The 20138-nt window shown below is 46.1% G+C and carries 23 protein-coding genes; 19 read left to right on the top strand and 4 right to left on the bottom strand.

Annotated elements, in window-relative coordinates; translation table 11 throughout:
- Positions 1 to 28: 28 nt before the first annotated feature.
- Both PAEAM_RS26900 and PAEAM_RS26895 read right to left on the bottom strand, forming a co-directional pair.
- Positions 29 to 421, bottom strand: a complete 393-nt coding sequence (locus tag PAEAM_RS26900) for a cupredoxin domain-containing protein (RefSeq protein ID WP_100529515.1) — start codon at positions 419 to 421, stop codon at positions 29 to 31.
- A 220-nt stretch (positions 422 to 641) separates the two neighbouring features.
- Positions 642 to 1001 carry a phage holin family protein gene (locus tag PAEAM_RS26895; RefSeq protein WP_017689637.1) on the bottom strand — a complete coding sequence of 120 codons (360 nt, stop codon included), beginning with the start codon at positions 999 to 1001 and terminating at the stop codon, positions 642 to 644.
- Positions 1002 to 1188: 187 nt separating this feature from the next.
- Between PAEAM_RS26895 and PAEAM_RS26890 the strand changes: the two genes are divergently transcribed.
- The 4 genes from PAEAM_RS26890 to PAEAM_RS26875 all read left to right on the top strand — a co-directional run bounded on the left by PAEAM_RS26890 (position 1189) and on the right by PAEAM_RS26875 (position 6077).
- On the top strand, positions 1189 to 3555 hold the full coding sequence (locus PAEAM_RS26890) for an endonuclease MutS2 (protein WP_100529514.1): 2367 nt from the start codon (positions 1189 to 1191) through the stop codon (positions 3553 to 3555).
- A gap of 71 nt (positions 3556 to 3626) precedes the next feature.
- Positions 3627 to 4046, top strand: coding sequence for a DUF350 domain-containing protein (locus PAEAM_RS26885; RefSeq protein ID WP_223868827.1), 420 nt, complete (start codon positions 3627 to 3629; stop codon positions 4044 to 4046).
- Between the two features lie 120 nt (positions 4047 to 4166).
- On the top strand, positions 4167 to 4733 hold the full coding sequence (locus tag PAEAM_RS26880; RefSeq protein WP_076327048.1) for a hypothetical protein: 567 nt from the start codon (positions 4167 to 4169) through the stop codon (positions 4731 to 4733).
- A gap of 129 nt (positions 4734 to 4862) precedes the next feature.
- A complete protein-coding gene (locus tag PAEAM_RS26875; RefSeq protein ID WP_100529512.1) occupies positions 4863 to 6077 on the top strand; it encodes an MFS transporter in 1215 nt (404 codons plus the stop codon).
- A 95-nt stretch (positions 6078 to 6172) separates the two neighbouring features.
- Here the strand turns inward: PAEAM_RS26875 and PAEAM_RS26870 are convergent, their stop codons facing one another.
- Positions 6173 to 7393: an NAD(P)/FAD-dependent oxidoreductase gene (locus tag PAEAM_RS26870; protein WP_100529511.1), complete on the bottom strand. Its 1221-nt coding sequence runs from the start codon at positions 7391 to 7393 to the stop codon at positions 6173 to 6175.
- Positions 7394 to 7490: 97 nt separating this feature from the next.
- Between PAEAM_RS26870 and PAEAM_RS26865 the strand changes: the two genes are divergently transcribed.
- The 7 genes from PAEAM_RS26865 (at position 7491) to PAEAM_RS26835 (ending at position 11746) form a co-directional block, all read left to right on the top strand.
- A complete protein-coding gene (locus tag PAEAM_RS26865; RefSeq protein WP_036610100.1) occupies positions 7491 to 7727 on the top strand; it encodes a hypothetical protein in 237 nt (78 codons plus the stop codon).
- Positions 7728 to 7758: 31 nt separating this feature from the next.
- The gene (locus PAEAM_RS26860) at positions 7759 to 8154 is read left to right on the top strand and encodes a spore coat protein (RefSeq protein ID WP_017689630.1); all 396 of its coding nucleotides are present in this window, start codon (positions 7759 to 7761) and stop codon (positions 8152 to 8154) included.
- Positions 8155 to 8314: 160 nt separating this feature from the next.
- Entirely contained in the window at positions 8315 to 8815 is a 501-nt protein-coding gene (locus PAEAM_RS26855) for an Lrp/AsnC family transcriptional regulator (protein ID WP_024628343.1), read from the top strand.
- A 13-nt stretch (positions 8816 to 8828) separates the two neighbouring features.
- Positions 8829 to 10037, top strand: coding sequence for an aminotransferase class I/II-fold pyridoxal phosphate-dependent enzyme (locus PAEAM_RS26850; protein ID WP_047842264.1), 1209 nt, complete (start codon positions 8829 to 8831; stop codon positions 10035 to 10037).
- Between the two features lie 187 nt (positions 10038 to 10224).
- Complete coding sequence (locus PAEAM_RS26845) at positions 10225 to 10446, top strand: aspartyl-phosphate phosphatase Spo0E family protein (RefSeq protein WP_176872852.1); 222 nt, start codon at positions 10225 to 10227, stop codon at positions 10444 to 10446.
- Positions 10447 to 10614: 168 nt separating this feature from the next.
- Positions 10615 to 11166, top strand: a complete 552-nt coding sequence (locus PAEAM_RS26840; protein ID WP_076252431.1) for a type 2 periplasmic-binding domain-containing protein — start codon at positions 10615 to 10617, stop codon at positions 11164 to 11166.
- 37 nt (positions 11167 to 11203) lie between these two features.
- A complete protein-coding gene (locus PAEAM_RS26835) occupies positions 11204 to 11746 on the top strand; it encodes a bifunctional adenosylcobinamide kinase/adenosylcobinamide-phosphate guanylyltransferase (protein WP_100529510.1) in 543 nt (180 codons plus the stop codon).
- Between the two features lie 91 nt (positions 11747 to 11837).
- Here PAEAM_RS26835 and PAEAM_RS26830 read toward each other — a convergent pair whose 3' ends face one another.
- Entirely contained in the window at positions 11838 to 12443 is a 606-nt protein-coding gene (locus PAEAM_RS26830) for a DedA family protein (RefSeq protein ID WP_100529509.1), read from the bottom strand.
- A 148-nt stretch (positions 12444 to 12591) separates the two neighbouring features.
- On the opposite strand from PAEAM_RS26830, the gene PAEAM_RS26825 reads away from it, so the two are divergent.
- From PAEAM_RS26825 to PAEAM_RS26790, 8 genes are all read left to right on the top strand, one after another.
- Positions 12592 to 13167, top strand: a complete 576-nt coding sequence (locus PAEAM_RS26825; protein ID WP_036610088.1) for a cob(I)yrinic acid a,c-diamide adenosyltransferase — start codon at positions 12592 to 12594, stop codon at positions 13165 to 13167.
- A complete protein-coding gene (locus PAEAM_RS26820; RefSeq protein ID WP_100529508.1) occupies positions 13164 to 14147 on the top strand; it encodes an RluA family pseudouridine synthase in 984 nt (327 codons plus the stop codon). Before PAEAM_RS26825 ends, PAEAM_RS26820 begins: the two co-directional genes overlap by 4 nt.
- Before the next feature lie 400 nt (positions 14148 to 14547).
- Positions 14548 to 14913: an arsenate reductase family protein gene (locus PAEAM_RS26815; RefSeq protein WP_100529507.1), complete on the top strand. Its 366-nt coding sequence runs from the start codon at positions 14548 to 14550 to the stop codon at positions 14911 to 14913.
- Positions 14914 to 15245: 332 nt separating this feature from the next.
- Positions 15246 to 16139 carry a 5'-3' exonuclease gene (locus tag PAEAM_RS26810; protein WP_017689620.1) on the top strand — a complete coding sequence of 298 codons (894 nt, stop codon included), beginning with the start codon at positions 15246 to 15248 and terminating at the stop codon, positions 16137 to 16139.
- 5 nt (positions 16140 to 16144) lie between these two features.
- A complete protein-coding gene (locus tag PAEAM_RS26805; RefSeq protein ID WP_347707919.1) occupies positions 16145 to 17251 on the top strand; it encodes a phosphodiester glycosidase family protein in 1107 nt (368 codons plus the stop codon).
- A gap of 30 nt (positions 17252 to 17281) precedes the next feature.
- Positions 17282 to 17968, top strand: coding sequence for an MOSC domain-containing protein (locus PAEAM_RS26800; protein WP_100529505.1), 687 nt, complete (start codon positions 17282 to 17284; stop codon positions 17966 to 17968).
- A 72-nt stretch (positions 17969 to 18040) separates the two neighbouring features.
- Positions 18041 to 18919 (top strand): ROK family protein, encoded by an 879-nt coding sequence (locus PAEAM_RS26795; RefSeq protein ID WP_047842269.1) that lies wholly within the window; start codon positions 18041 to 18043, stop codon positions 18917 to 18919.
- Between the two features lie 177 nt (positions 18920 to 19096).
- The gene (locus PAEAM_RS26790; protein WP_100529504.1) at positions 19097 to 20098 is read left to right on the top strand and encodes an HRDC domain-containing protein; all 1002 of its coding nucleotides are present in this window, start codon (positions 19097 to 19099) and stop codon (positions 20096 to 20098) included.
- Positions 20099 to 20138: the final 40 nt, after the last annotated feature.

Genomic DNA, 20138 nt, shown 5'->3' with positions numbered 1-20138 from the left:
TCGCTGCGGGGGCTCCTTGTCTTGAATACTATTCTTCAACGATAATTTTGGAGATCATGCTGCTGTGTCCTGAACCACAGAAGACAGAACAGGACATTTCAAACTCACCAACTTTGTCCGGGGTTATGACTTTGGAGCTATTTTTGATATCCAGTTGAAGATTCAGTTCAGGCACAAGCATACCGTGATTTCCGTTTTCATTTTCATAAACAATGTTGACCGGAACGCCTTTTTTAAGATGGTACTCAGGTTGATCGAACTCATAGTTACTCGCCTTGATGACCAATTCTTCGCTGGCTGTAACTCCAGCATCAGCATCGGATCCATTGCTGCCAGATTCTGCGGACTGTTTTGCCCCTCCACATGCAGTGAGGACCAGAATTAACATACAGGCAGCAAACCATGTTATGCCTTTCTTCATCATGTGCCTCCTTAAAGCGTGATATGGATAAAATTTGAATGATTGCTCCAGTCATCATACCGCAATATGTGGATGCCTGTACACGCTGCGTATGTCGTTTTTTTGAAAATTGTACGTGTACGGCAGAGCGTGTGTACTGCCCGAATGAAATAAACCCCTTCCGGCACTGGGCCTTCAGAGGTTTAGGAGAATTCATGGGGACGTTAAGGTGAAGTGGAGATTAACTTTTGGAGCTTCGTCCGGCATCAAAAGGGGTGGATACCGGGATGAAGAGATCGATAATCCCGATAACCAGCGCAGCGAGAATGGCACCGAGCAGGCTGACTTCAACATGATCTACAACATATTGACCAAGCCAAATCACCAGTGCACTAACGATAAATCCGACAATACCGCGACCAAAAGGGTTGACTCTTTTGCCGAAGATACCTTCAACGATCCAGCCGAGCAGGGCAATGACAAGAGCAAGCAACAGAGCGCTCCAGAAGCCACCAACGGCGAATCCGGGAACGATCCAGCTGACCACCATTAATACAATTGCAGCGATGATAAATCGCACGACATGTCCCAGGAAATTCATGGTGTTTACCTCCTTTTATTCGGATTGAACTGAGCAGGGCAACTCCAAGGGGATGGAGAGGTTGCACAATCCTGACACCTGTAGTTTGTGGTGTTATGTTTGAAGTTATGTGTGGAAGGATTCGTTAAATAGCGTAAGAAAGTTTCTTTCGTTATAATACAGATATAGTTTGGAAGGAGTTGTACACTTGGACACGAAAATTTTACACACACTGGAATATCGCAAAATTTTAAATACATTGCTGAGCTTTGCCCAGACGACCATGGGAAAAAAGAAAGCGGAGCAACTTGAACCAAGCAGTGAACTTGAAGAAGTGAAGCGGTTGCTGCAGCAAACCGATGAAGCCTTCACATTTGATCGCCTGAAAGGCTCACCGTCGTTTGGGGGAATTGTAGATATCACGGCTTCCATCAAACGTGCTGAAATTGGAGGCACACTTAACCCTCACGAACTTTTGGGAATATCCAATACAACCTTTGCAGCGCGGCGATTGAAACGTCAGATTGGTACTTTGCATGAAGATGAGCCCATCGAATCATTGTTCTATATCAGTGATCAACTGTCAGAGCAAAAAACGCTTGAGGATGCCATCAAAATCTGTATTGACGATAATGCAGAGGTTGCCGACAGTGCAAGCGTAACGTTGGCGCAGATTCGTCGTGAGCTGCGAGGCGGAGAAGCGCGGATTCGCGAAAAACTGGATTCCATGATTCGATCCTCTACCGTATCCAAGATGCTTCAGGATCAGCTCATCACCATCAGAGGAGACCGTTTTGTTATCCCGGTGAAAGCTGAATATCGTTCGTACTTTGGCGGGATTGTGCACGATCAATCCGGTTCGGGTGCTACATTGTTCATTGAGCCAGAATCCATTGTTGCAATGAACAACAAATTACGCGAGACCCGGATTCGGGAAGAACGCGAAATAGAAATTATTTTGCAGAAATTGACGGCACTTGTCAGTGAGCAGGGAGAGTGGCTGTTGTATGATGTCGACTTGCTGGGATCACTTGATTTTATCTTTGCCAAAGCACGTCTGGCTCGTGAACTGAAAGCAACATTGCCTCGCATGAATGACCGCGGGTTCCTGAAGCTCAAGAAAGGCCGTCATCCACTGATTCCGATTGAAAACGTGGTTCCAATCGACATAGAGCTGGGCAATGATTACACAACCATTATCGTGACAGGTCCGAATACGGGTGGTAAGACGGTAACGCTCAAAACGATCGGATTGCTGAGCCTGATGGCCATGTCCGGTTTATTTGTTCCGGCTGAGGATGGCAGTCAGTTATGTGTATTCGATGCGATCTATGCAGACATTGGGGACGAGCAGAGTATCGAGCAGAATCTGAGTACTTTCTCCAGTCATATGACCAACATCATTCGCATTCTGAAAAACATGACACCAAAAAGTTTGGTATTACTCGATGAACTTGGCGCAGGGACAGATCCGGCTGAAGGTTCCGCACTGGCGATCTCCATGCTGGAGCATATGCACCGGACGGGATGTCGCATGGTTGCAACCACTCACTACAGTGAACTGAAAGCATACGCATATGAGCGTAAAGGTGTCATTAATGCCAGCATGGAATTTGACATCAACACACTGAGTCCAACCTATCGCCTTCTGGTGGGTGTACCTGGACGAAGTAATGCATTTGCCATTGCAGAGCGACTGGGACTGCCGGGTTACATTCTCGACTACGCCCGTGGCGAAGTGAAGGAAGAGGATCAACGGATTGAGCACATGATTGCTTCTCTTGAAGAGAACCGTCTTACGGCCGAACAAGAGCGTGAGAAGGCAGAGAGCTTGCGCCAGGATATGGAGAAATTACGCAGTCGTCATCAGACCGAACTGGAGAAGCTGGAACAACAGCGTGATCGCCGGATTGAAAAAGCAGAAGAAGATGCACGCAGCATTGTGGACAAGGCTCGCGCGGAAGCGGAGAAGATTATAGCCGATCTTCGCCTGTTGGCTATGGAAGAAGGTGCTTCTGTGAAGGAGCACAAACTCATTGCTGCCCGCAAACAGCTGGACGAGGCTGAACCGGAGAAACGCAGGAAAACGGTCAAGAAGACGGCAACAGCGCCGAAGACTCGTGCTATCGGTCCTGGTGATGAAGTGCTTGTCTACAGTTTGAATCAAAAAGGCCATGTTGTAGAGATGGCGGGTAGCAAAGACGCTATGGTACAACTGGGGATTATGAAAATGAAAGTATCCCTGGATGACCTGGAACTGCAGCAATCGGCTCCCGCAGCCAAACCAAAGCAAAAACCGGTAACAGGTATGAAACGTACACGTGATGACAATGTGAAAAGTGAATTGGATCTGCGTGGTACCAACCTGGAAGAAGCCCTGATGGAGACAGACCGGTTCATTGATGAAGCTTTCCTTGCCAACCTGGGCCAAGTTTATATTATTCACGGTAAAGGTACAGGAATTTTACGTTCCGGTATTCAGGATTACCTGCGTAAGCATAAACATATTAAAAGCTACCGGCTGGGCAATTACGGAGAAGGCGGGAACGGTGTGACCGTCGCAGAATTGGAATAGCCGGTCCATGAATCAATGATATTCTGCGACCTTATACATGAAGGTCGCAGATGGGGAGAGGGGAACGGTGCGTGATAGAAAGCATTGACCAATTGCTGTCTCATCCCTTGGGGATGGTACTCGGTTTTTTCTCGGTAGCGATTATGGAGCTGCTTGTATTTCTGGCTTGCTTCGAACTGGTGACCAAGTATAAATGCTGGACGGAGATCAAGAAGGGCAATGTGGCTGTTGCGATGGCTACAGGAGGCAAGATCTTCGGGATCTGCAACGTATTGCGGTTCTGCATACAAGCGAAATCTTCGGTATATGAAGCCATGACGTGGTCATTTGTAGGGTTTATCCTTCTGCTCATTGCCTACTTTTTATTTGAATTCCTGACACCCGTGTTCTCCATTGATAAGGAGATCGAAGCGGATAACCGAGCTGTCGGGTTGATATCCATGATTATTTCCGTCTCGTTGTCGTTTGTTATTGGCGCGAGCATTATCTAGGGGGACCGGTCATGAAGATATTGATACGGATTCTGTTTGCGGCATCGATTGTATTCTTTGCCATCGGTATCATCTATGTAATGAATACATGATTATTTGAAAGAGAAAGGTTGATTCAATATGGAAACAACAGTATGTCCTTGGTGTCAGACGGAGATTGTATGGGATGAGGAGCTCGGTCCTGAAGAAGAGTGTCCTTATTGCCACAATGAGTTAAAAGGATACCGTACGCTCAACATTAACATCGATGATGAAGAGAACGATGAAGCTGAGGACGACATCTATGATGTAGACGATGTAACGAACGAGAAACAGACTACGGATCTTTCGGATCTGTGGGGGGATGAAGTCGAACTCAAATTGCCGGAGTTGCGAACGTTAACCAAATACGCGGATGAAGGTAATGATCTCATTCAGTATGAACAAGGTGTACAGAAGCAACTTGATCATCAGGAAGAAGTACCAGAGTGCCCGAATTGCCGGGAATTCATGATTCTCGCAGGTACACAAGCTACAACGCAGGATAACTTCACACCAGTTGCTAACGCAGCTTCAGGCGAAGGGTCACTATTGGCATCACCGTTTAAAGTATTGACCTATGTATGCTCGGGATGTTTCCAAGTCCAATACAGCCTGTCTGAGGAAGATCGTCTGCGTCTGATCAAGAACCTGAGTACGCAGGAATAAACATTTCGGAGATTCTAACCAATTTCATAGCAATCCTGAAGATTCATCATGTTTTCCTCTTGCTTGGGGCACGTTAACCCTAAGACCTACCTGTACATAGTTCACTTCAGGTGGATGAAGGAGGAGCAGATGAAGATTACTTTAGGCCGACAATCCATTCTGCTTTTGGGCGTGAATGGATTGTTTGCGTTAGCCGGAGCGCTGTCGGGAACCTTTTTGAATGTGTTTCTGTGGAAAAGCCGTCCGGATTATGCCATGTTGGGGTGGTTCACTCTCAGCCAGCAACTGGCCATTGGACTGACATTCTGGCTTGCTGGCAAATGGGTCAAGGAACACAATAAAATGAGTGCACTACGACTAGGTACTGCGCTGTCCGGCATATTTTATATGATAGTCCTCTGGGCTGGTTCCAAAGCTGTAGACTGGATATGGCCTCTGGGTATGCTACTAGGTTGTTCCTTGGGGCTATTCTGGATTGCATTTAATGTTGTGTATTTTGAAATAACGGATCGGGAAAACAGGGATCTATTCAACGGTTGGGTCGGGTTACTTGGTTCGATGACAGGAATTATAGGTCCATGGTTCTCCGGTCTGATTATTACTCGCATGACAGACAACACAGGATATCGGATCATCTTTACGGTATCACTCGTTATTTATGTCATAGCGGTAGTTTTTAGTTTTTTTCTGAAAAAAAGAAAGGTGAGCGGTACATACCGCTGGTCGGAACCTTGGATACAGCTATCCAAGCAGGATAGTCCCTGGAGGACCTTAGGCTTGGGATTATTCGCTCAGGGTGCACGTGAAGGTGTCTTTGCCTTCCTGATTGCACTGCTTGTATATTTGGCTACCGCACAGGAGTACAAATTGGGGCAGTTCTCACTCATCACTTCTGCTGTGGCACTAGTAAGTTATTGGGCAGCCGGGAAATGGTTTAAACCACAGTATAGATCAAAAGGCATGTTCATTGGAGCCCTCATTCTGCTTGTTGTGCTTCTTCCTCTTCTCTGGAAAGTGACCTATGGTACGCTGTTAATCATGGGAATTGGGAGTGCTGTTGCGATGCCGTTATATGTACTACCGATGATATCAGCGGGATTCGACATGATGGGCACAAGTGGCGAAAATGTGGAGAAAAGGGTTGAACTTGTCGTTTTGAGAGAGTTATGCCTGATGCTTGGCAGACTATGTGGGTTGGCCATATTTATTGTGACGGTCTTAAATGCTCCGTCTCTACGCATGTTGACCTGGCTTATTATTGTCCTTGGTGCTTCTCCGCTAATTGGATGGATCTTTATGCGCAAGTTATTGAACCGAACGGAAGGGCAAGAGCCCTCGGCTTAGCAGGCTTCCCAATATATAAGCAGGGTACAGCGACGGGAAAAGAGAACTTTCCGTGTGCTGTACCCTATTTGTAGTTGTATTGATTCAGTTGTTGGTTATACAGGAGATGGTTTACTTGTACGTGTGAGAGAGAACAGATCCATATCAGGGTTTGGTTTGCCAGTAATAGCATCCACAATTAAGGAAGCAGCAATCATGCTGTATACAGTCCCGTTACCTCCATATCCTTCTACAAAATATGAATGCGGATAATCGGGATGTGTACCGATCAGGGGGAGGCCATCATTCGTATTACCAAACACAGCACCCCAGGCATAATCGACTTCAAGATCATCTAAAGGGAAATAGGAACGGACCTCTTCCAGGAGTGTATCTCCCCGGTGTTTTGAACGTATTTCACGTTGATCCTCTCGAGGTGTTTCTTCATCCAAACCGCCTGCGATGATTCTTCCGTCCGGTGTTGTTCGCATATACAAATATGGGCGAGCTGTCTCCCAAATCATGCTGTGTTCAAACCATTCACTAAGATCAGACAACGGTTTGGTAGCAATCGCGTAGGTCGTTTTCAGATAGGCTCCGCGATCCTTTTTGATGTCCTGTGTCTCGTAACCGGCAGCAAATATGACTTTCTTGGCACGGATTTTACCGTTGGCAGTGTGGCAGACTACACCATCTTCATCGTAATCACAGTGTATCATCTCCGTCTGACCATAGATTCGAGCGCCACGCTTATTGGCGGATTCAAACAAGGCATGAACAAAACGATAGGGGTTCACTTCCGCATCTCCCATGGTGTACAGTGCAGCGGGTTTGCTGAAGGGGAAATGCTGGCTTATTTTGTCGGCATCCCACAGTTCAGCTTCAAAACCATAACGCTTCAAGGTCTGATATTCTTCCTCCAATAGGGCCACATCATCTTTACTGCTCGCAAAACAAAGACTTGTTCGTGGGATAAACCAAGGGTCTGTATCCAGGCTGTCTGCAATTTGAGCAAGTTGTTTCATGGCTTCACGACAAAGCTCATAAAAACGTACGCCTTTTGCTTCACCAAAAGTGTGGATACATGAGGTTAGTGTCTTGTCATTGGTGTATTGTAAAAGACCTGTATTGGCAGAACTGCTGCCGTTGGCAATGTCTCGCTTATCAATCACAACAGTGTTAACACCCTGTTCCGTGAGTAGTTTAGATGTCAATGCGCCCCCCATGCCCCCACCAATGATGAGGCAGTCACAAGAGATGTCTTCTTGCAGAGCAGAATAATTAAATGTTGAATTGAAAGTGGAGGGCCAGAAAGGTGTGCCATAGACCAGATCCATTAGAAACATCTCCTTTATAATTTAAATTTGTATATTTTTGTGTGACCGGGTTAACAATAATTGCGCATAAACTTTATGCCGAGGAGGCCATCGAAACATGCAGAATCATACTATGCAAGCGCTGAGTCCTAAGGAATTGAACTACATTGCGGACTCTATCACCAATGAAGAACTGCTGATTAAGCAGTGTGCAGCCACAGCTTCCATCACACATAATCCACAAATTCAACAAGCTCTGAATCACTATGTTCGCTCACATGAACAACATCTGAACACGCTTGTCAATGCATTGCAGCAACATCAGTCTCTTGCACCGGCGCAAGTCAGTAATTGAAGACAACTCTAACTGTATAGGAGGAAAACGCATGTATTCTCAATCTTTATCATCTAATGGCGCTTTTATGCAGGAGCAGGATCTGCTGAAGTCGATTCTTGCAGATTTAAGACGAACCTCGCGCGAATATACGACTGCGACAACGGAAGCTTCCTGCCCCATGACACGTCGAATGTTCACAGACCTGACGAACGATACCCTAAGATTACAAGGGGAACTGTTCAATCTGATGCAGCAAAACAACATGTATTCTGTCTCGTCCAAGGCACTTCGTCAGGACGTGGACAAGCAAATTCAGTCCGCCCACCAGACCCAACAAAAGTGTCAGCAATTCATTCAGGAAAAGAATACGCAGAACAGTTCATATAGCCAAGCTCCTAATGTGTCTCAGCATCAACCGAATTACGGTAACCCTTATTACATGTAACCTTTGCAAAAGAGGTTTGAAGCACCTAACGTTACAGGACCATACCACCGCTTGCCTGAATTCAGGGCAGGCGGTCTTTTGTCTATGCATCAACGTCAAATTCATGTAATATAAGTATTAATTCATTTTCAGGAACCTGGATGATGCTGGAGGGAAAACCATGAAAGATTTGAACGATCTGCAATTAAAAGTTCTGGATCTGCTGAAGGAAGACGCGAGAAGGACTCCCGCACTGCTGTCGACGCTGCTGGGGGAGTCGGAAGACAAGATCAAGAACGCCGTGGCACAGCTAGAACAAGACCACGTCATTGTAAAATACGCAACCGTCGTGAACTGGAGCAAAATAGATGATGAAAAAGTAACGGCCCTGATTGAGGTGCAGATCACGCCGGAGCGTGGTCGTGGTTTTGAAGGGATTGCTGAACGTATTTATCTCTATCCGCAAGTGAAGTCCGTATATCTCATGTCCGGTGCATACGATCTGCTCGTTGAAGTGGAAGGTGGCAACCTGCGTGAAGTCGCTAATTTTGTGTCGGAGAAACTGTCTCCGATAGACTCTGTACTTTCAACCAAAACGAATTTTATTCTTAAAAAATATAAGCAGGACGGGATTATCTTTGAAGACCATCAGGAAGACAACCGTCTCATGATCTCGCCGTAAAGGAAGATGTGTCATGATAGTGAATGAACAGACAACCGGGAACAACAAGAAAATGACATCTTATCTGGCACCCCTCGTGCAGCAGATACCTCCATCCGGAATTCGCAAATTTTTTGATCTGGTTGGAGACAACAAGGATATTATCACATTGGGTGTGGGTGAACCTGATTTTGTTACCCCTTGGCATATGCGTGAAGCTTGTGTATACTCGCTGGAAAGAGGTATGACCAGCTACACATCCAACGCAGGTATGCCGAAGTTGAGAGAAGCCATCAGTGAATATTTGGATACTCAGTTTGATACCAAATACGATCCCAAGGATGAGATTATTGTTACTGTGGGTGGCAGTGAAGCGATTGACTTGGCTTTGCGCGCATTAATCGTACCTGGCGACGAGATTCTCATTCCTGAACCTTCGTACGTGGCGTATTCACCAATCGCTTCAATCGGTGGCGGTATACCAGTTGGTGTTGATACCTATGCGAAAGATCAGTTCAAGTTAACGGCCGAAGCACTTGAAGCTGGTATCACACCGAAGTCGAAAGTGGTTATTCTGTGTTATCCGAGTAATCCCACTGGAGCCATCATGACGTATGAAGAGTGGCTGCCTATTGCTGAAGTGATTAAAAAGCATGATCTGATTGTGATCGCGGATGAAATTTACGCTGAATTGACGTATACGCAAAAACATGTTAGCTTTGCAGCTATCCCTGACATGAAGGAGCGGACCATTCTCGTAAGCGGATTTTCAAAGGCTTTTGCAATGACAGGTTGGCGGATTGGGTACATGTGTGGTCATCCTGAGCTTATTGCAGCCATGCTCAAAATCCATCAGTATACGGTAATGTGTGCGCCGGCCATGGGTCAGGTTGCTGCACTTGAGGCGTTGACAAATGGTTTGGGTGAGAAAGATCGGATGGTAGAATCGTATAATCAGCGTAGACGTTTAATTGTGCAGGGATTCAGGGATATTGGACTTGATTGTCATGAACCTCAGGGAGCATTCTATGCATTCCCGAGCATTCAAAAGACGGGTATGAGTTCCGACCTGTTTGCTGAGCGATTGTTAACGGAAAATAAAGTGGCTGCTGTTCCGGGTAATGTTTTTGGCCCTCAGGGTGAAGGCTTCTTGCGTTGTTCTTATGCTACTTCTGTAACCCAATTAAATGAAGCTTTGGAACGAATCGGAAACTTTGTTTACAAATTGCAAAAAGAGGGTTAATACTAAAGTAGAATCTTTTTACAAATGTGACATTTTTATTATTGAAAAAAATAACTTTCTTTTACAAAATAATGTGATATAATTTCAATTTGAAATAAGTTTTCATAAATTTGGAAACCATTTTTCCAAGGAGGGGTTAGCTTTGTTTTGTGTTGAATATGATTTACCGACGAATCGTGGGCACTATCTGGCAGAAGGCGATCATGGCGACCGATGGTCGGTGAAACCCGATAACGCATCTTTGCATGACATTTCCTTGGAAGATGAAATTCATATGCTTCGTCGCAAGATGGAACAGATCTTCCTCGAAGAGAAATCATTCACATCCGATATTGTAATTGAAATCAGCAGTTTGCTGGATTTAAAGATTAATGAATATATGAAGGCTAACCCGATTAAAGGAAAATAACGTTTATGCTGTAGTGAAACGTTTCATTAATCGAATTCGAAAGGGAGACCTGAGAGGGTCTTCTTTTTTTGTGTGTAAAGGCAGGGTGATCCCCCGATAAGGCAGGTTATTTTTTTGCGTGGAACAATTGTGATATATTGGACATAGGAGACTAAAGGGGGAACTGGAATGAAGAGATTTTGGGGGCTTACTGCAATCATTTCTATCGTTTTTCTGCTTGCTGGTTGTGGAGGTAAAGATGGTTTTTCCATTTTCATCATTGATAACCAAGGAAATCCATCTGTAATCTCAGAACAGTTACAGGCCAATCTGCAACAGAAACTGGGTGAGGAACCCAAGGTGGAAGTGATCACCAGTGCGATGTATGATGTTCAGAAAATTATGGTAGAATATGCGGCTGGAGGACATGATATCTTCATATTGCCTGAAACCGACATGAAACAATACGGAAGTAATGGCTCCAATGTTCCGCTGGATGATACTTTTGATCCCAAGAAGTTTGAACGGGGTGTATTTGAGGGTGGAGTATTGGTAGAGAAGGGTGAAGGAGATGGAGGTTCAGATCTCAAGCAAGAATCACATCTTTACGGCATTCCACTCGAAGATATGAAAATGTTTAAAGATGTAGAATATGCTGCGAGCAATTTGTTCGCTACCATTCCAGTGTCATCTTCTAATGTCGAAGAATCCAAAAAAGTGCTGAAGGCGCTGACAGAGTAAAGAAAATTCAGAATGGCTATGGAAGGAGGGAAGCGGATTGCTGATTACGGTCACAGGCGGCATAGGTAGTGGTAAAACCCGGTTTGCCCTCAAGTACGCAGCCGGGATTAGCCGGGAGGGTGTATATTTATCCACCGGTGATCATGATCCCGTTATTCCCGAATTGCCATCCGCTCATTATCGTGCCATTCATGCCGGGAACGGTCAGCATCTGACAGAGGTGATCACCCAGATTAATCGGGAATCCAATCTGTTTTTGGCGGATCAGCGAATTGTAATTGTAGACAGTCTGACCTCCTGGATGGCTGCCGGCTTCAGGGCAACAAAGGATCTGGATCATCAGCGTTCAGAGACACAGCTTTTGCTTGATGCATTATTGTCTTATCAGGGGAAGTTGCTTGTGATTACCAATGAAATGCATGGCACATTGCATCCTACCGAGGAAGAACGAATATTTACAGCGAGAATGGCTTCGGTTAATCGGATGCTGCAGATACATGCTGAAAAGATGTACATGCTGGTATCTGGTCTGGCTATCGATCTTAAGAGTCAGGGCATGCGAAATGAAGATGAACGATAGCGAGATGACATAAACGGGTGACATAAAGAAGCCTCCTTAACCACGAATTGGTGGCGAGGAGGCTTTATTTATTAAGCTATTCTTTTTATTTCTACTTTTTGCTACGTCTGATCCACCAGATGATACATCCGATGACAATAATGGCCAGAATGACGTACACTACAATGGAATAGACGTCCATAAAGTGCAAAATGCTCTCCCATGATGCGCCAAGCGCAGCACCAACGCAGACAAGAATGACATTCCAGATCAATGTACCAATGGTTGTAAAGAGAAGGAATAAACCAAATTTCATATTGGACATGCCTGCGGGAATGGAGATAAGACTACGAACGAGGGGAACCATTCGGCAGAATAACACGGTCCACATGCCATATTTGTCAAACCATGCGTCGACACGGTGAATATCCTCTTTTTTGATGCGCAGAACATGTCCCCAGCGTTCCACAATTTTCTCAAGGCGTTCGACGTCAATGAGTAAACCAATACCATACAGGATCACAGCACCAAAGACAGAACCAATAGTTGCGGCGATAATAACTCCTGGAAGAGTGAGACTGGTATAGGTGGTCATAAATCCGCCAAACGGCAAGATGATTTCGGATGGAATCGGGGGAAATACGTTCTCAAGAGCAATAATGAGTGCAATGCCTATGTAGCCGTATTGTTCCATGAAATCGGTTATCCAGTTTTGCATAATCGTCTCCTTTACTTTTGGTTTCCTTTGATTTGTCGTATACTCGGCAGAGCACACCAATTCTTATATACGTGTAAAGCGATAGACGGGTTTCTGAAAAAATGGCATTCCCGTATTCATTATTATATTACCAATTGGAGGGATAACGATGGGCATATATACACGAACAGGTGACGAAGGACAGACTTCGGTCATCGGTGGACGCGTCATCAAGGATGATGACCGAGTTGAGGCTTATGGTACGATTGATGAGTTGAACTGTTTTGTAGGCCAGGCGATCAGCCTTATTGACTCGGCTCAAGGGGAATTTGAAGATCTGCGTGAACACCTGCTGGAAGTTCAGCAGGAACTGTTTGATTGCGGGTCGGATCTGGCCTTTGTGAAGATTAGTGAGACCAAATATAAGGTGAGAGATGAAATGGTCACACGTCTGGAACAATGGATCGACCAGTATGATGCAGAGAATCCAAAAGTGGAACGATTCATTATTCCTGGTGGCAGTCAGCTGTCCTCTGCTCTTCATGTGTGCCGTACTGTATGTCGTCGCGCAGAGCGTCGCACAGTAACACTTGGACAACATACAGATATTAATCCGTCTGTACGACGGTATCTAAACCGACTGTCTGATTATTTCTTCGTGGTTGCACGGACGGCCAACGCGAGACAACAGGTGGCGGATATTGAATATGTGCGGAGCAAAAAAGTCTTCCGCCGCAAAGAATGAGCCAATATTATTCGCCGATTGTCTACACGGTGACCGAACAAGAAGATGGCTGGCTGCTGAAGACCGTGCTTCAGCGCCGGCTGCTGGTGTCGCGTAAGCTTTTGTCCAAAATTAAGCTGACGGAGCAAGGTGTCATGCTTAATGGAGAGCGCGTGTACATTAGCGTCAAGGTAGCTGCGGGTGATGTCGTTGAAGTTCGGATGGAGCAAGAGGAATCGGATGATATTTTGCCCGAGCCTATTCCATTTACCGTTCTGTATGAAGATGAGCACTTGCTTATTGTCAACAAGGATGCGGGCATCATCGTTCATCCGACACATGGACATTACACGGGTACTTTGGCAAATGGCGTTGTTCATTACTGGAAAACCAAGGGCGAGCACTTCCGGTTCAGACCGATTCATCGACTTGATCAGGAAACGTCAGGTGTGCTCGCAATAGCCAAGAACCCTTATGTGCATCAGCATGTCTCTGAACAGATGATCGCTGGAACAGTAGACAAGAAATATATTGCACTTGTGCACGGCAGCCCTGTCCCGGAACAAGGGGCAGTAGATGGCCCGATCGATCGCGATCCTGAAGAGCCACACCGCCGAATCGTAACACCTGATGGTTACGCTGCAAGAACGTTGTACACAACCTTAACACGTTGGTCAGGGGGCAGCGCCAGTGCGATAAGCCTCAAGCTGGAAAGTGGCAGAACCCATCAGATCAGGGTACATATGACGTCCATCGGCTGCCCGTTGATAGGTGATCGAATGTACAAGACACTACCTGTGCATGAGATCGATGAGCAGACCATGGCTGTTCGAGAAGAACGGGATACCTGGATCAAACGCCAGGCATTACACGCTTGTGAATTGACGTTTGAACATCCCATTCTAAAGGAACGCATAACGTTTCAAGCTCCTTTTCCCGCAGATATGGCCGCGCTAGAGAAGCGTTTGAATGATGAGGCAGCTCCAAGGGAGATGCTCTAGGAGAAAGTGCCAAAGCACTTCCCTAAAAAATAACGGCTTTGCCGTAGTTTTGTGCAAAGCCCGTCCTGCTTGTCAGTCAACGCTAGTTGGCTAACTTGTGTGAGGGATGCTTTATGCACCCGAACAACATGCCGTAGGCTAATCTTTATGGTTTAATGTATTGATGTTTACCCATTTCATGTTAAATATTTCAAGAATTCAAATCTCAAAAGCTTTTAAGGATATAAAAGCTGTAAGATTTTGACCCGAAAAATATAGCCGAATGTGTGTTTTTGATCTCATTCGCAAAAATCAGTAAAATTACATGGCGATGGTATCGATTTGGAGCGACTTTTGGATTTGCGAAGCAAACCAAGGGAAGCGAGAAGTCGAAACCGGAGCCACAGGAGGAACACATACAATGAGTAACTTAAAAGTATATCAATATGCCAAATGCGGCACATGCCGCAAAGCTGTAAAATGGCTTGAAGCTCAAGGACATGAGCTGGAGTTAATCCCTATTTTTGACTCACCGCCATCAGAATCTGAACTAACAGATCTGATCCAAAAGAGCGGACTGGAAGTGAAGAAGTTCTTTAATACGAGCGGGGAAGTATATAAAGAACAACAATTGAAGGACAAGCTTCCGGGCATGTCCGCTGATGAACAGATGCGTTTGTTGGCTTCCAGTGGTCGTCTGATCAAACGTCCGATCGTTACGGATGGAGAAAAGGTGACGGTTGGATTCAAGGAAGAAACGTATGAGCAGGAATGGAATAACGCATAAACGCGCTGAATATCAGCCTTGAATTGTTCAAAATTCAGGGCTTTTTTGGCTGATCGATGGTTGGCGGAACTATGCTATAATGATAGAATTAGTTCGATATTTTATTTGCTATAGAAATTGAACTAAACATTTACACGAAAATGGAGAGGACAGAAATAACCTGAAGAAGCGGAGCGTTCGCCTTTATCCCCGGATTTTCCCTTTTGGAAAAGGAAATCAAAAAAAATCTGGGGATAATAGCGATCAGAAGGTTGTTCTGTCATCGGAATGGTAAGTGTAAATATACTTTAGTTTAATTTCTATAGAATCAGGACAGGAGAGAACAAATTCAAGTGAATCAACGTAATGAACCTACTTTGTTGCTGGTAGACGGTATGGCGGTGTTGTTCCGTGCTTTTTATGCGACATCTGCAAGCGGATATATCAGACGTACAAAGGCAGGATTGCCTACCAACGCAGTCTACGGATTTATCCGTTATTTCTGGGATGCGGTTCAGACTTTTGGGCCAAGTCATGTCGTATGTTGTTGGGATATGGGCGGTAAGACGTTCCGCGGTGAAGAATATGCAGCCTACAAAGGCAACCGGGCCGAAGCTCCGGATGACCTGATTCCCCAATTTGCTCTGATTCGTGAAGTCATGGATAGCCTGGGTATTCCGAATATAGGTGCACAAGGATTCGAAGCCGACGATTGCATCGGGACGCTTGCGAAGTATTATACCGAAGAGACCGATATGAATGTTATGGTACTGACGGGTGACCACGACATGTTGCAACTGATCAATGACCGCACAAGTATCATTATTATGAAAAAAGGCCATGGCAACTACATGGTGTACAACCCTGAAACGCTCATGGCTGAGAAACAACTGACACCTCGTCAAGTGATTGACATGAAGGGTCTGATGGGAGATGCCAGCGACAATTATCCCGGAGTACGGGGAATTGGTGAGAAAACAGCGTTGAAGCTTGTGCAGGAATACGGCTCCATTGAAGGGATTCTGAGCAACATGGATAAACTGACCCCTTCGGTGCGTAACAAGATTGAGAATGATTTGGACATGCTTCATCTGTCCCGCAAACTGGCAGAGATTCATTGTGCTGTTCCGGTTGCCTGTGCGCTGGATATCTGTGAATTGCGTCTTGATCCGGATATGGTGATGGACAAGTTTGAACAACTTGAGATGAAGAGCCTTGGCTCTTGGATGGGAGTGGCAATAGGGTGAGCAACATGAATAACGTACGAACAGGAAAAAAGTGGTGGACAGGGGCTATGGCCCTCGTCCTGGCCTTGCCCGTAATTCTTTCGGGAGCAGTAAGTGCACCACAGACAGTGGATGCCAAAGCAGCAATTAACACCAAAGTACAGAAAGTAAAAGCAGCAGGACGTAATTTTACCGTACAGACCGTTTCGATTCCAAAGGGAGCACCGGTTACCGTGGGACTCGCGAAGAAGCAAGTTGGCCAGACGGCAACATTGCCATCGATTGTGAAAGCCTATGGTGCACAAGCAGCCATTAATGGAGCATTTTTTGAAGCATATAACGGAGCACCAGATCCATACGGTATGTTAATAGCAAATGGTAAGGTCATACATATTGGAAGATACGGAACATCCATCGGATTTAAGGAAGACGGCTCGGCGATCATGGATTCACTTCAGGTGAGTTTGACAGGTAAAGTAACGGATACAAAAGGTAAATCACGGAGTTGGTATGCAACCTTTATTAATCGAACACCTTCAGCGAACGCAAGCATTACGATGCTGTATACGCCTGAACGAGGTGCCACAGTCGGATTCAAAGGTGGCACTGCGGTTGTCATGGAGAAAGGTATCGTGACCAAAAAAGTGCCCAATACAAATGTAGCGATTCCTAAGAATGGCTCGGTACTGGTTTTCACAGGTAATCAGAAGTCTTCTTCGGACCGTTTCACCGTTGGTTCGACCGTAGAAATGAATTATAAGTATACGAACGCAGCAGGCAAAGAGATCCCTTGGCAAGATGTAGTGACTGCTGTTGGGGCAGGACCCCGTCTGGTAAAAGACGGTAAGGTAGCTGTCAATCCGACGAGCGAAGGTTTCAAGGATGCCAAGATTCTTAATGCTTCCGGAGCCAGAAGTGGTATTGCGATCATGGCGGACGGTTCTGTTATGCTGGCTACCGTTTCCGGAGCAACAATCAAGGAGTGGGCAGCGGTGATGCAGAAGCTTGGCGCCAAACAGGCCATGAATCTGGATGGCGGTGCTTCCTCGGGTATGTATGCCGGGGGCAAAATGCTGACTTCTCCAGGTCGGCTATTGAGTAATACACTCGTATTTGGCGGCTCTGTGCGTTAAAAGAAAGTGATTATGGGAGGTATGACGCAAATGACACTCACATCTGATCGAAAGCCAGGGGAGGGCAATACAGCTGTTCTGGCCATTAATGTAGGACTGCCGCGGCCGCTCCCTGGGCAGAAGCGTGAAGTGCTGAGCGGCATTGTGAAACATCCTGTATCCGACGCGGTTTTCCTGTCATTCACTGGAATGACAGGGGACGCGCAGGCGGATCTGGTGCATCATGGCGGCCCTGACAAAGCCGTTTGTGTATACGATTACAGTCGTTATCCGGTGCTCGAACAACTGATGGATCGCAAGCTGGATTGGGGAGCTTGTGGAGAAAATCTGACGGTTGAAGGCTGTGCCGAAGAAGACGTACGGATTGGTGATGTGTACGAGTTGGGCGAAGCCACAGTGCAGGTCAGTCAGCCCAGACAACCTTGCTTCAAGCTGGGTGCGAGGTATGACTATAAGGAGCTGCCTGTTTATTTTCAGGAGAGTGGATATACCGGCTTTTACTTTCGTGTACTGCAAGAAGGTGAGGTAGGGCCTTTATCGATATTTCGACGGATCAGCACCGATCCAGCCTCAATGACGGTTCTTGAAGCCAATCGAATCATGCATCAGGGGAAAGAAAATGTCGAAGGTATTCAGGCGTTGCTGGCCATTCCTGCGCTGTCAGACAGCTGGAGGCAAACGTTAATGAAACGATTGTCCAAGCTGGAGAACAAGTAGCGGGGTAATTATCGTGTCATCAAGTAAAGCAATTCGAATTCCTTTTTAAACTAACTTGGGAGTGTGACTAACATGACGATCTTAGGCGCAATTGAAGCAGGCGGAACCAAATTTGTATGTGGTATTGGCACAGAAAACGGAGAAGTTCTGGAACGCGTAAGTTTTCCAACAACAACACCGGAAGAGACCATGGCTCAAGTGATTTCATTTTTTGAAGGCAAAGGCATTGAAGCTCTGGGTGTAGGTTCATTCGGTCCGATTGATCCGATTGAAGGAAGCCCAACATATGGCTATATCACAACAACACCTAAACCACATTGGGGACAGTATAACGTGATTGGCAAGCTCAAGGAGCATTTTGATGTGCCGATGACATTTGATACGGATGTGAATGGTGCGGCACTTGGAGAAGCAACCTGGGGCGCTGCACAAGGTCTTGAGAGCTGTCTGTATATCACTGTGGGTACAGGTATTGGTGCAGGTGCTGTGGTTGGCGGTAAAATGGTCCATGGATTGTCACATCCAGAGATGGGACATATCATTGTACGCAGACATCCAGAGGATACATACGAGGGTTTCTGTCCGTATCATGGTGACTGCCTCGAAGGCCTTGCAGCAGGACCGGCCATTAACAAACGTTGGGAGCAACCGGCTTATGAACTGCCTGCAGATCATAAAGCTTGGGAGATCGAAGCACATTACCTGGCACACGCCCTGATGAACTATGTTCTGATTCTCTCTCCGCAGAAAATTGTCATGGGTGGCGGAGTAATGAAGCAGGAGCACCTGTTCCCGATGGTTCGTAGCAAACTGCAGGAGTTGCTGGCTGGATACGTTCAGCATCCGGCACTTCAATCCGACATTGACCAGTATGTTGTTTCACCAGGACTTGGTGACAATGCGGGGCTGTGTGGTTCACTGGCGCTTGCCAAGTTGGCATTGAATAAGTAGGTCATTAAGGGATTGACGAATTTTACCATTGTGGTATGATATGGGCAACAGCATAGTACGGTTAATGAGGAAGCACCTCTCTTGCATGGATTTTGCAGGAGGGGTGTTTTTTTTGTGCTGCCTATAGGTAGCATCTTTAACTCGTATAAGCTGAATATTCAAAGGGAGGGAACGAAAATGGAAGTCATTTTCATGAACAGAATGTCCAGAATGTCAGATCAGAATGCAGAGTATGCACAGTTATGGATTGGGGAAGAGGAAGATAGTTGGCAGCTGGGATGGAGTCGCTACGAGGAAGGAGAGCGTGAGGACAGCATCTGGTATGAAGGGACTTCTTGGGAGGAGCTGCTTCATATTTACCGTCATCAGCTTGCCATACAGATGAGTGAGGGGTACCGACCGCAGTTGCAGGGGTTATTTCATGAGAATGATGATCTGAAGTCACGCAGTTATGGTGGACAGCGGCTCCATTGTTACAGTGAGTTATACGGCAATGAGCAATTATATACGGATCTGTGCACATGGCGCAGGAAGAGAGCTGTGTCTGACCGGAAGGCACCGTATTTTATTGCAACGAATCGTCTGTTACGTTTGATCAGTGCCTTTGTTCCGCAATCGCTGGATGAACTGATGCAACTTCCGGGCGTAGGAGAGAGCAAAGCAACTGAGTATGGTACGGAATGGATGGAGATTACAACCGGACTGGAGCGTTCAACGACATTCCCGCTGGACTGGGTATACACGGCGCTGAAGGAAGAAGAGTATGAGAGTTGGTTATACAAGCAGAGAGAGCAGAAGTATAAGCAGGAACTTGATAAGTTCACTACACGTAAGCAGGTGCTTGAAGGCATGAAGGAAGGGTATACGTTAGAGGAGATTGTTAATCGATCCGGATTATCCCGACGCGAGTTGGTTGAGCTGTTAGAGGCACTGGATCACGAAGGTTATGACACCGATTGTCTTCTTGATGTTGAGCTGGCAGTGATGCCAGAGAACGAACAAGAGGCCGTATGGAGTGCGTATGAGGAGCTGGGAGATACGTTCCTGAAGCCAGTATTACATAAGGTGTATGGAGGAGAGAAACCTGATGGAGGAAGTCTGGAGCAGGTCTATGAAAGACTGCGCATGATTCGAATCCGCTTCCGTCGGCACGCAGAGACAGAGAAGAATGTTGGTTAATAATCAGAAATGAAAAAAGACGAGGCGTTTCTCCCGGAGG

This window comes from Paenibacillus sp. GM1FR (assembly GCF_002803315.1).
GTDB classification, from domain to species: domain Bacteria; phylum Bacillota; class Bacilli; order Paenibacillales; family Paenibacillaceae; genus Paenibacillus; species Paenibacillus amylolyticus.
The sequence above is the reverse complement of the archived record's forward strand: the minus strand, read 5'-3'. Positions and strand labels throughout refer to the sequence as shown.

Excerpts from the sequence above, each read along its gene's own strand:
- PAEAM_RS26865 (WP_036610100.1), top strand. The coding sequence starts at position 7,491 with ATGCAGAATCATACTATGCAAGCGCTGAGTCCTAAGGAATTGAACTAC.
- PAEAM_RS26790 (WP_100529504.1), top strand. The coding sequence starts at position 19,097 with ATGGAAGTCATTTTCATGAACAGAATGTCCAGAATGTCAGATCAGAAT.
- PAEAM_RS26830 (WP_100529509.1), bottom strand. The coding sequence starts at position 12,443 with ATGCAAAACTGGATAACCGATTTCATGGAACAATACGGCTACATAGGC.
- PAEAM_RS26880 (WP_076327048.1), top strand. The coding sequence starts at position 4,167 with ATGGAAACAACAGTATGTCCTTGGTGTCAGACGGAGATTGTATGGGAT.
- PAEAM_RS26900 (WP_100529515.1), bottom strand. The coding sequence starts at position 421 with ATGAAGAAAGGCATAACATGGTTTGCTGCCTGTATGTTAATTCTGGTC.
- PAEAM_RS26815 (WP_100529507.1), top strand. The coding sequence starts at position 14,548 with ATGAGTAACTTAAAAGTATATCAATATGCCAAATGCGGCACATGCCGC.
- PAEAM_RS26870 (WP_100529511.1), bottom strand. The coding sequence starts at position 7,393 with ATGGATCTGGTCTATGGCACACCTTTCTGGCCCTCCACTTTCAATTCA.
- PAEAM_RS26840 (WP_076252431.1), top strand. The coding sequence starts at position 10,615 with ATGAAGAGATTTTGGGGGCTTACTGCAATCATTTCTATCGTTTTTCTG.
- PAEAM_RS26875 (WP_100529512.1), top strand. The coding sequence starts at position 4,863 with ATGAAGATTACTTTAGGCCGACAATCCATTCTGCTTTTGGGCGTGAAT.
- PAEAM_RS26855 (WP_024628343.1), top strand. The coding sequence starts at position 8,315 with ATGAAAGATTTGAACGATCTGCAATTAAAAGTTCTGGATCTGCTGAAG.
- PAEAM_RS26825 (WP_036610088.1), top strand. The coding sequence starts at position 12,592 with ATGGGCATATATACACGAACAGGTGACGAAGGACAGACTTCGGTCATC.
- PAEAM_RS26860 (WP_017689630.1), top strand. The coding sequence starts at position 7,759 with ATGTATTCTCAATCTTTATCATCTAATGGCGCTTTTATGCAGGAGCAG.
- PAEAM_RS26795 (WP_047842269.1), top strand. The coding sequence starts at position 18,041 with ATGACGATCTTAGGCGCAATTGAAGCAGGCGGAACCAAATTTGTATGT.
- PAEAM_RS26805 (WP_347707919.1), top strand. The coding sequence starts at position 16,145 with ATGAATAACGTACGAACAGGAAAAAAGTGGTGGACAGGGGCTATGGCC.
- PAEAM_RS26850 (WP_047842264.1), top strand. The coding sequence starts at position 8,829 with ATGATAGTGAATGAACAGACAACCGGGAACAACAAGAAAATGACATCT.
- PAEAM_RS26820 (WP_100529508.1), top strand. The coding sequence starts at position 13,164 with ATGAGCCAATATTATTCGCCGATTGTCTACACGGTGACCGAACAAGAA.
- PAEAM_RS26895 (WP_017689637.1), bottom strand. The coding sequence starts at position 1,001 with ATGAATTTCCTGGGACATGTCGTGCGATTTATCATCGCTGCAATTGTA.
- PAEAM_RS26800 (WP_100529505.1), top strand. The coding sequence starts at position 17,282 with ATGACACTCACATCTGATCGAAAGCCAGGGGAGGGCAATACAGCTGTT.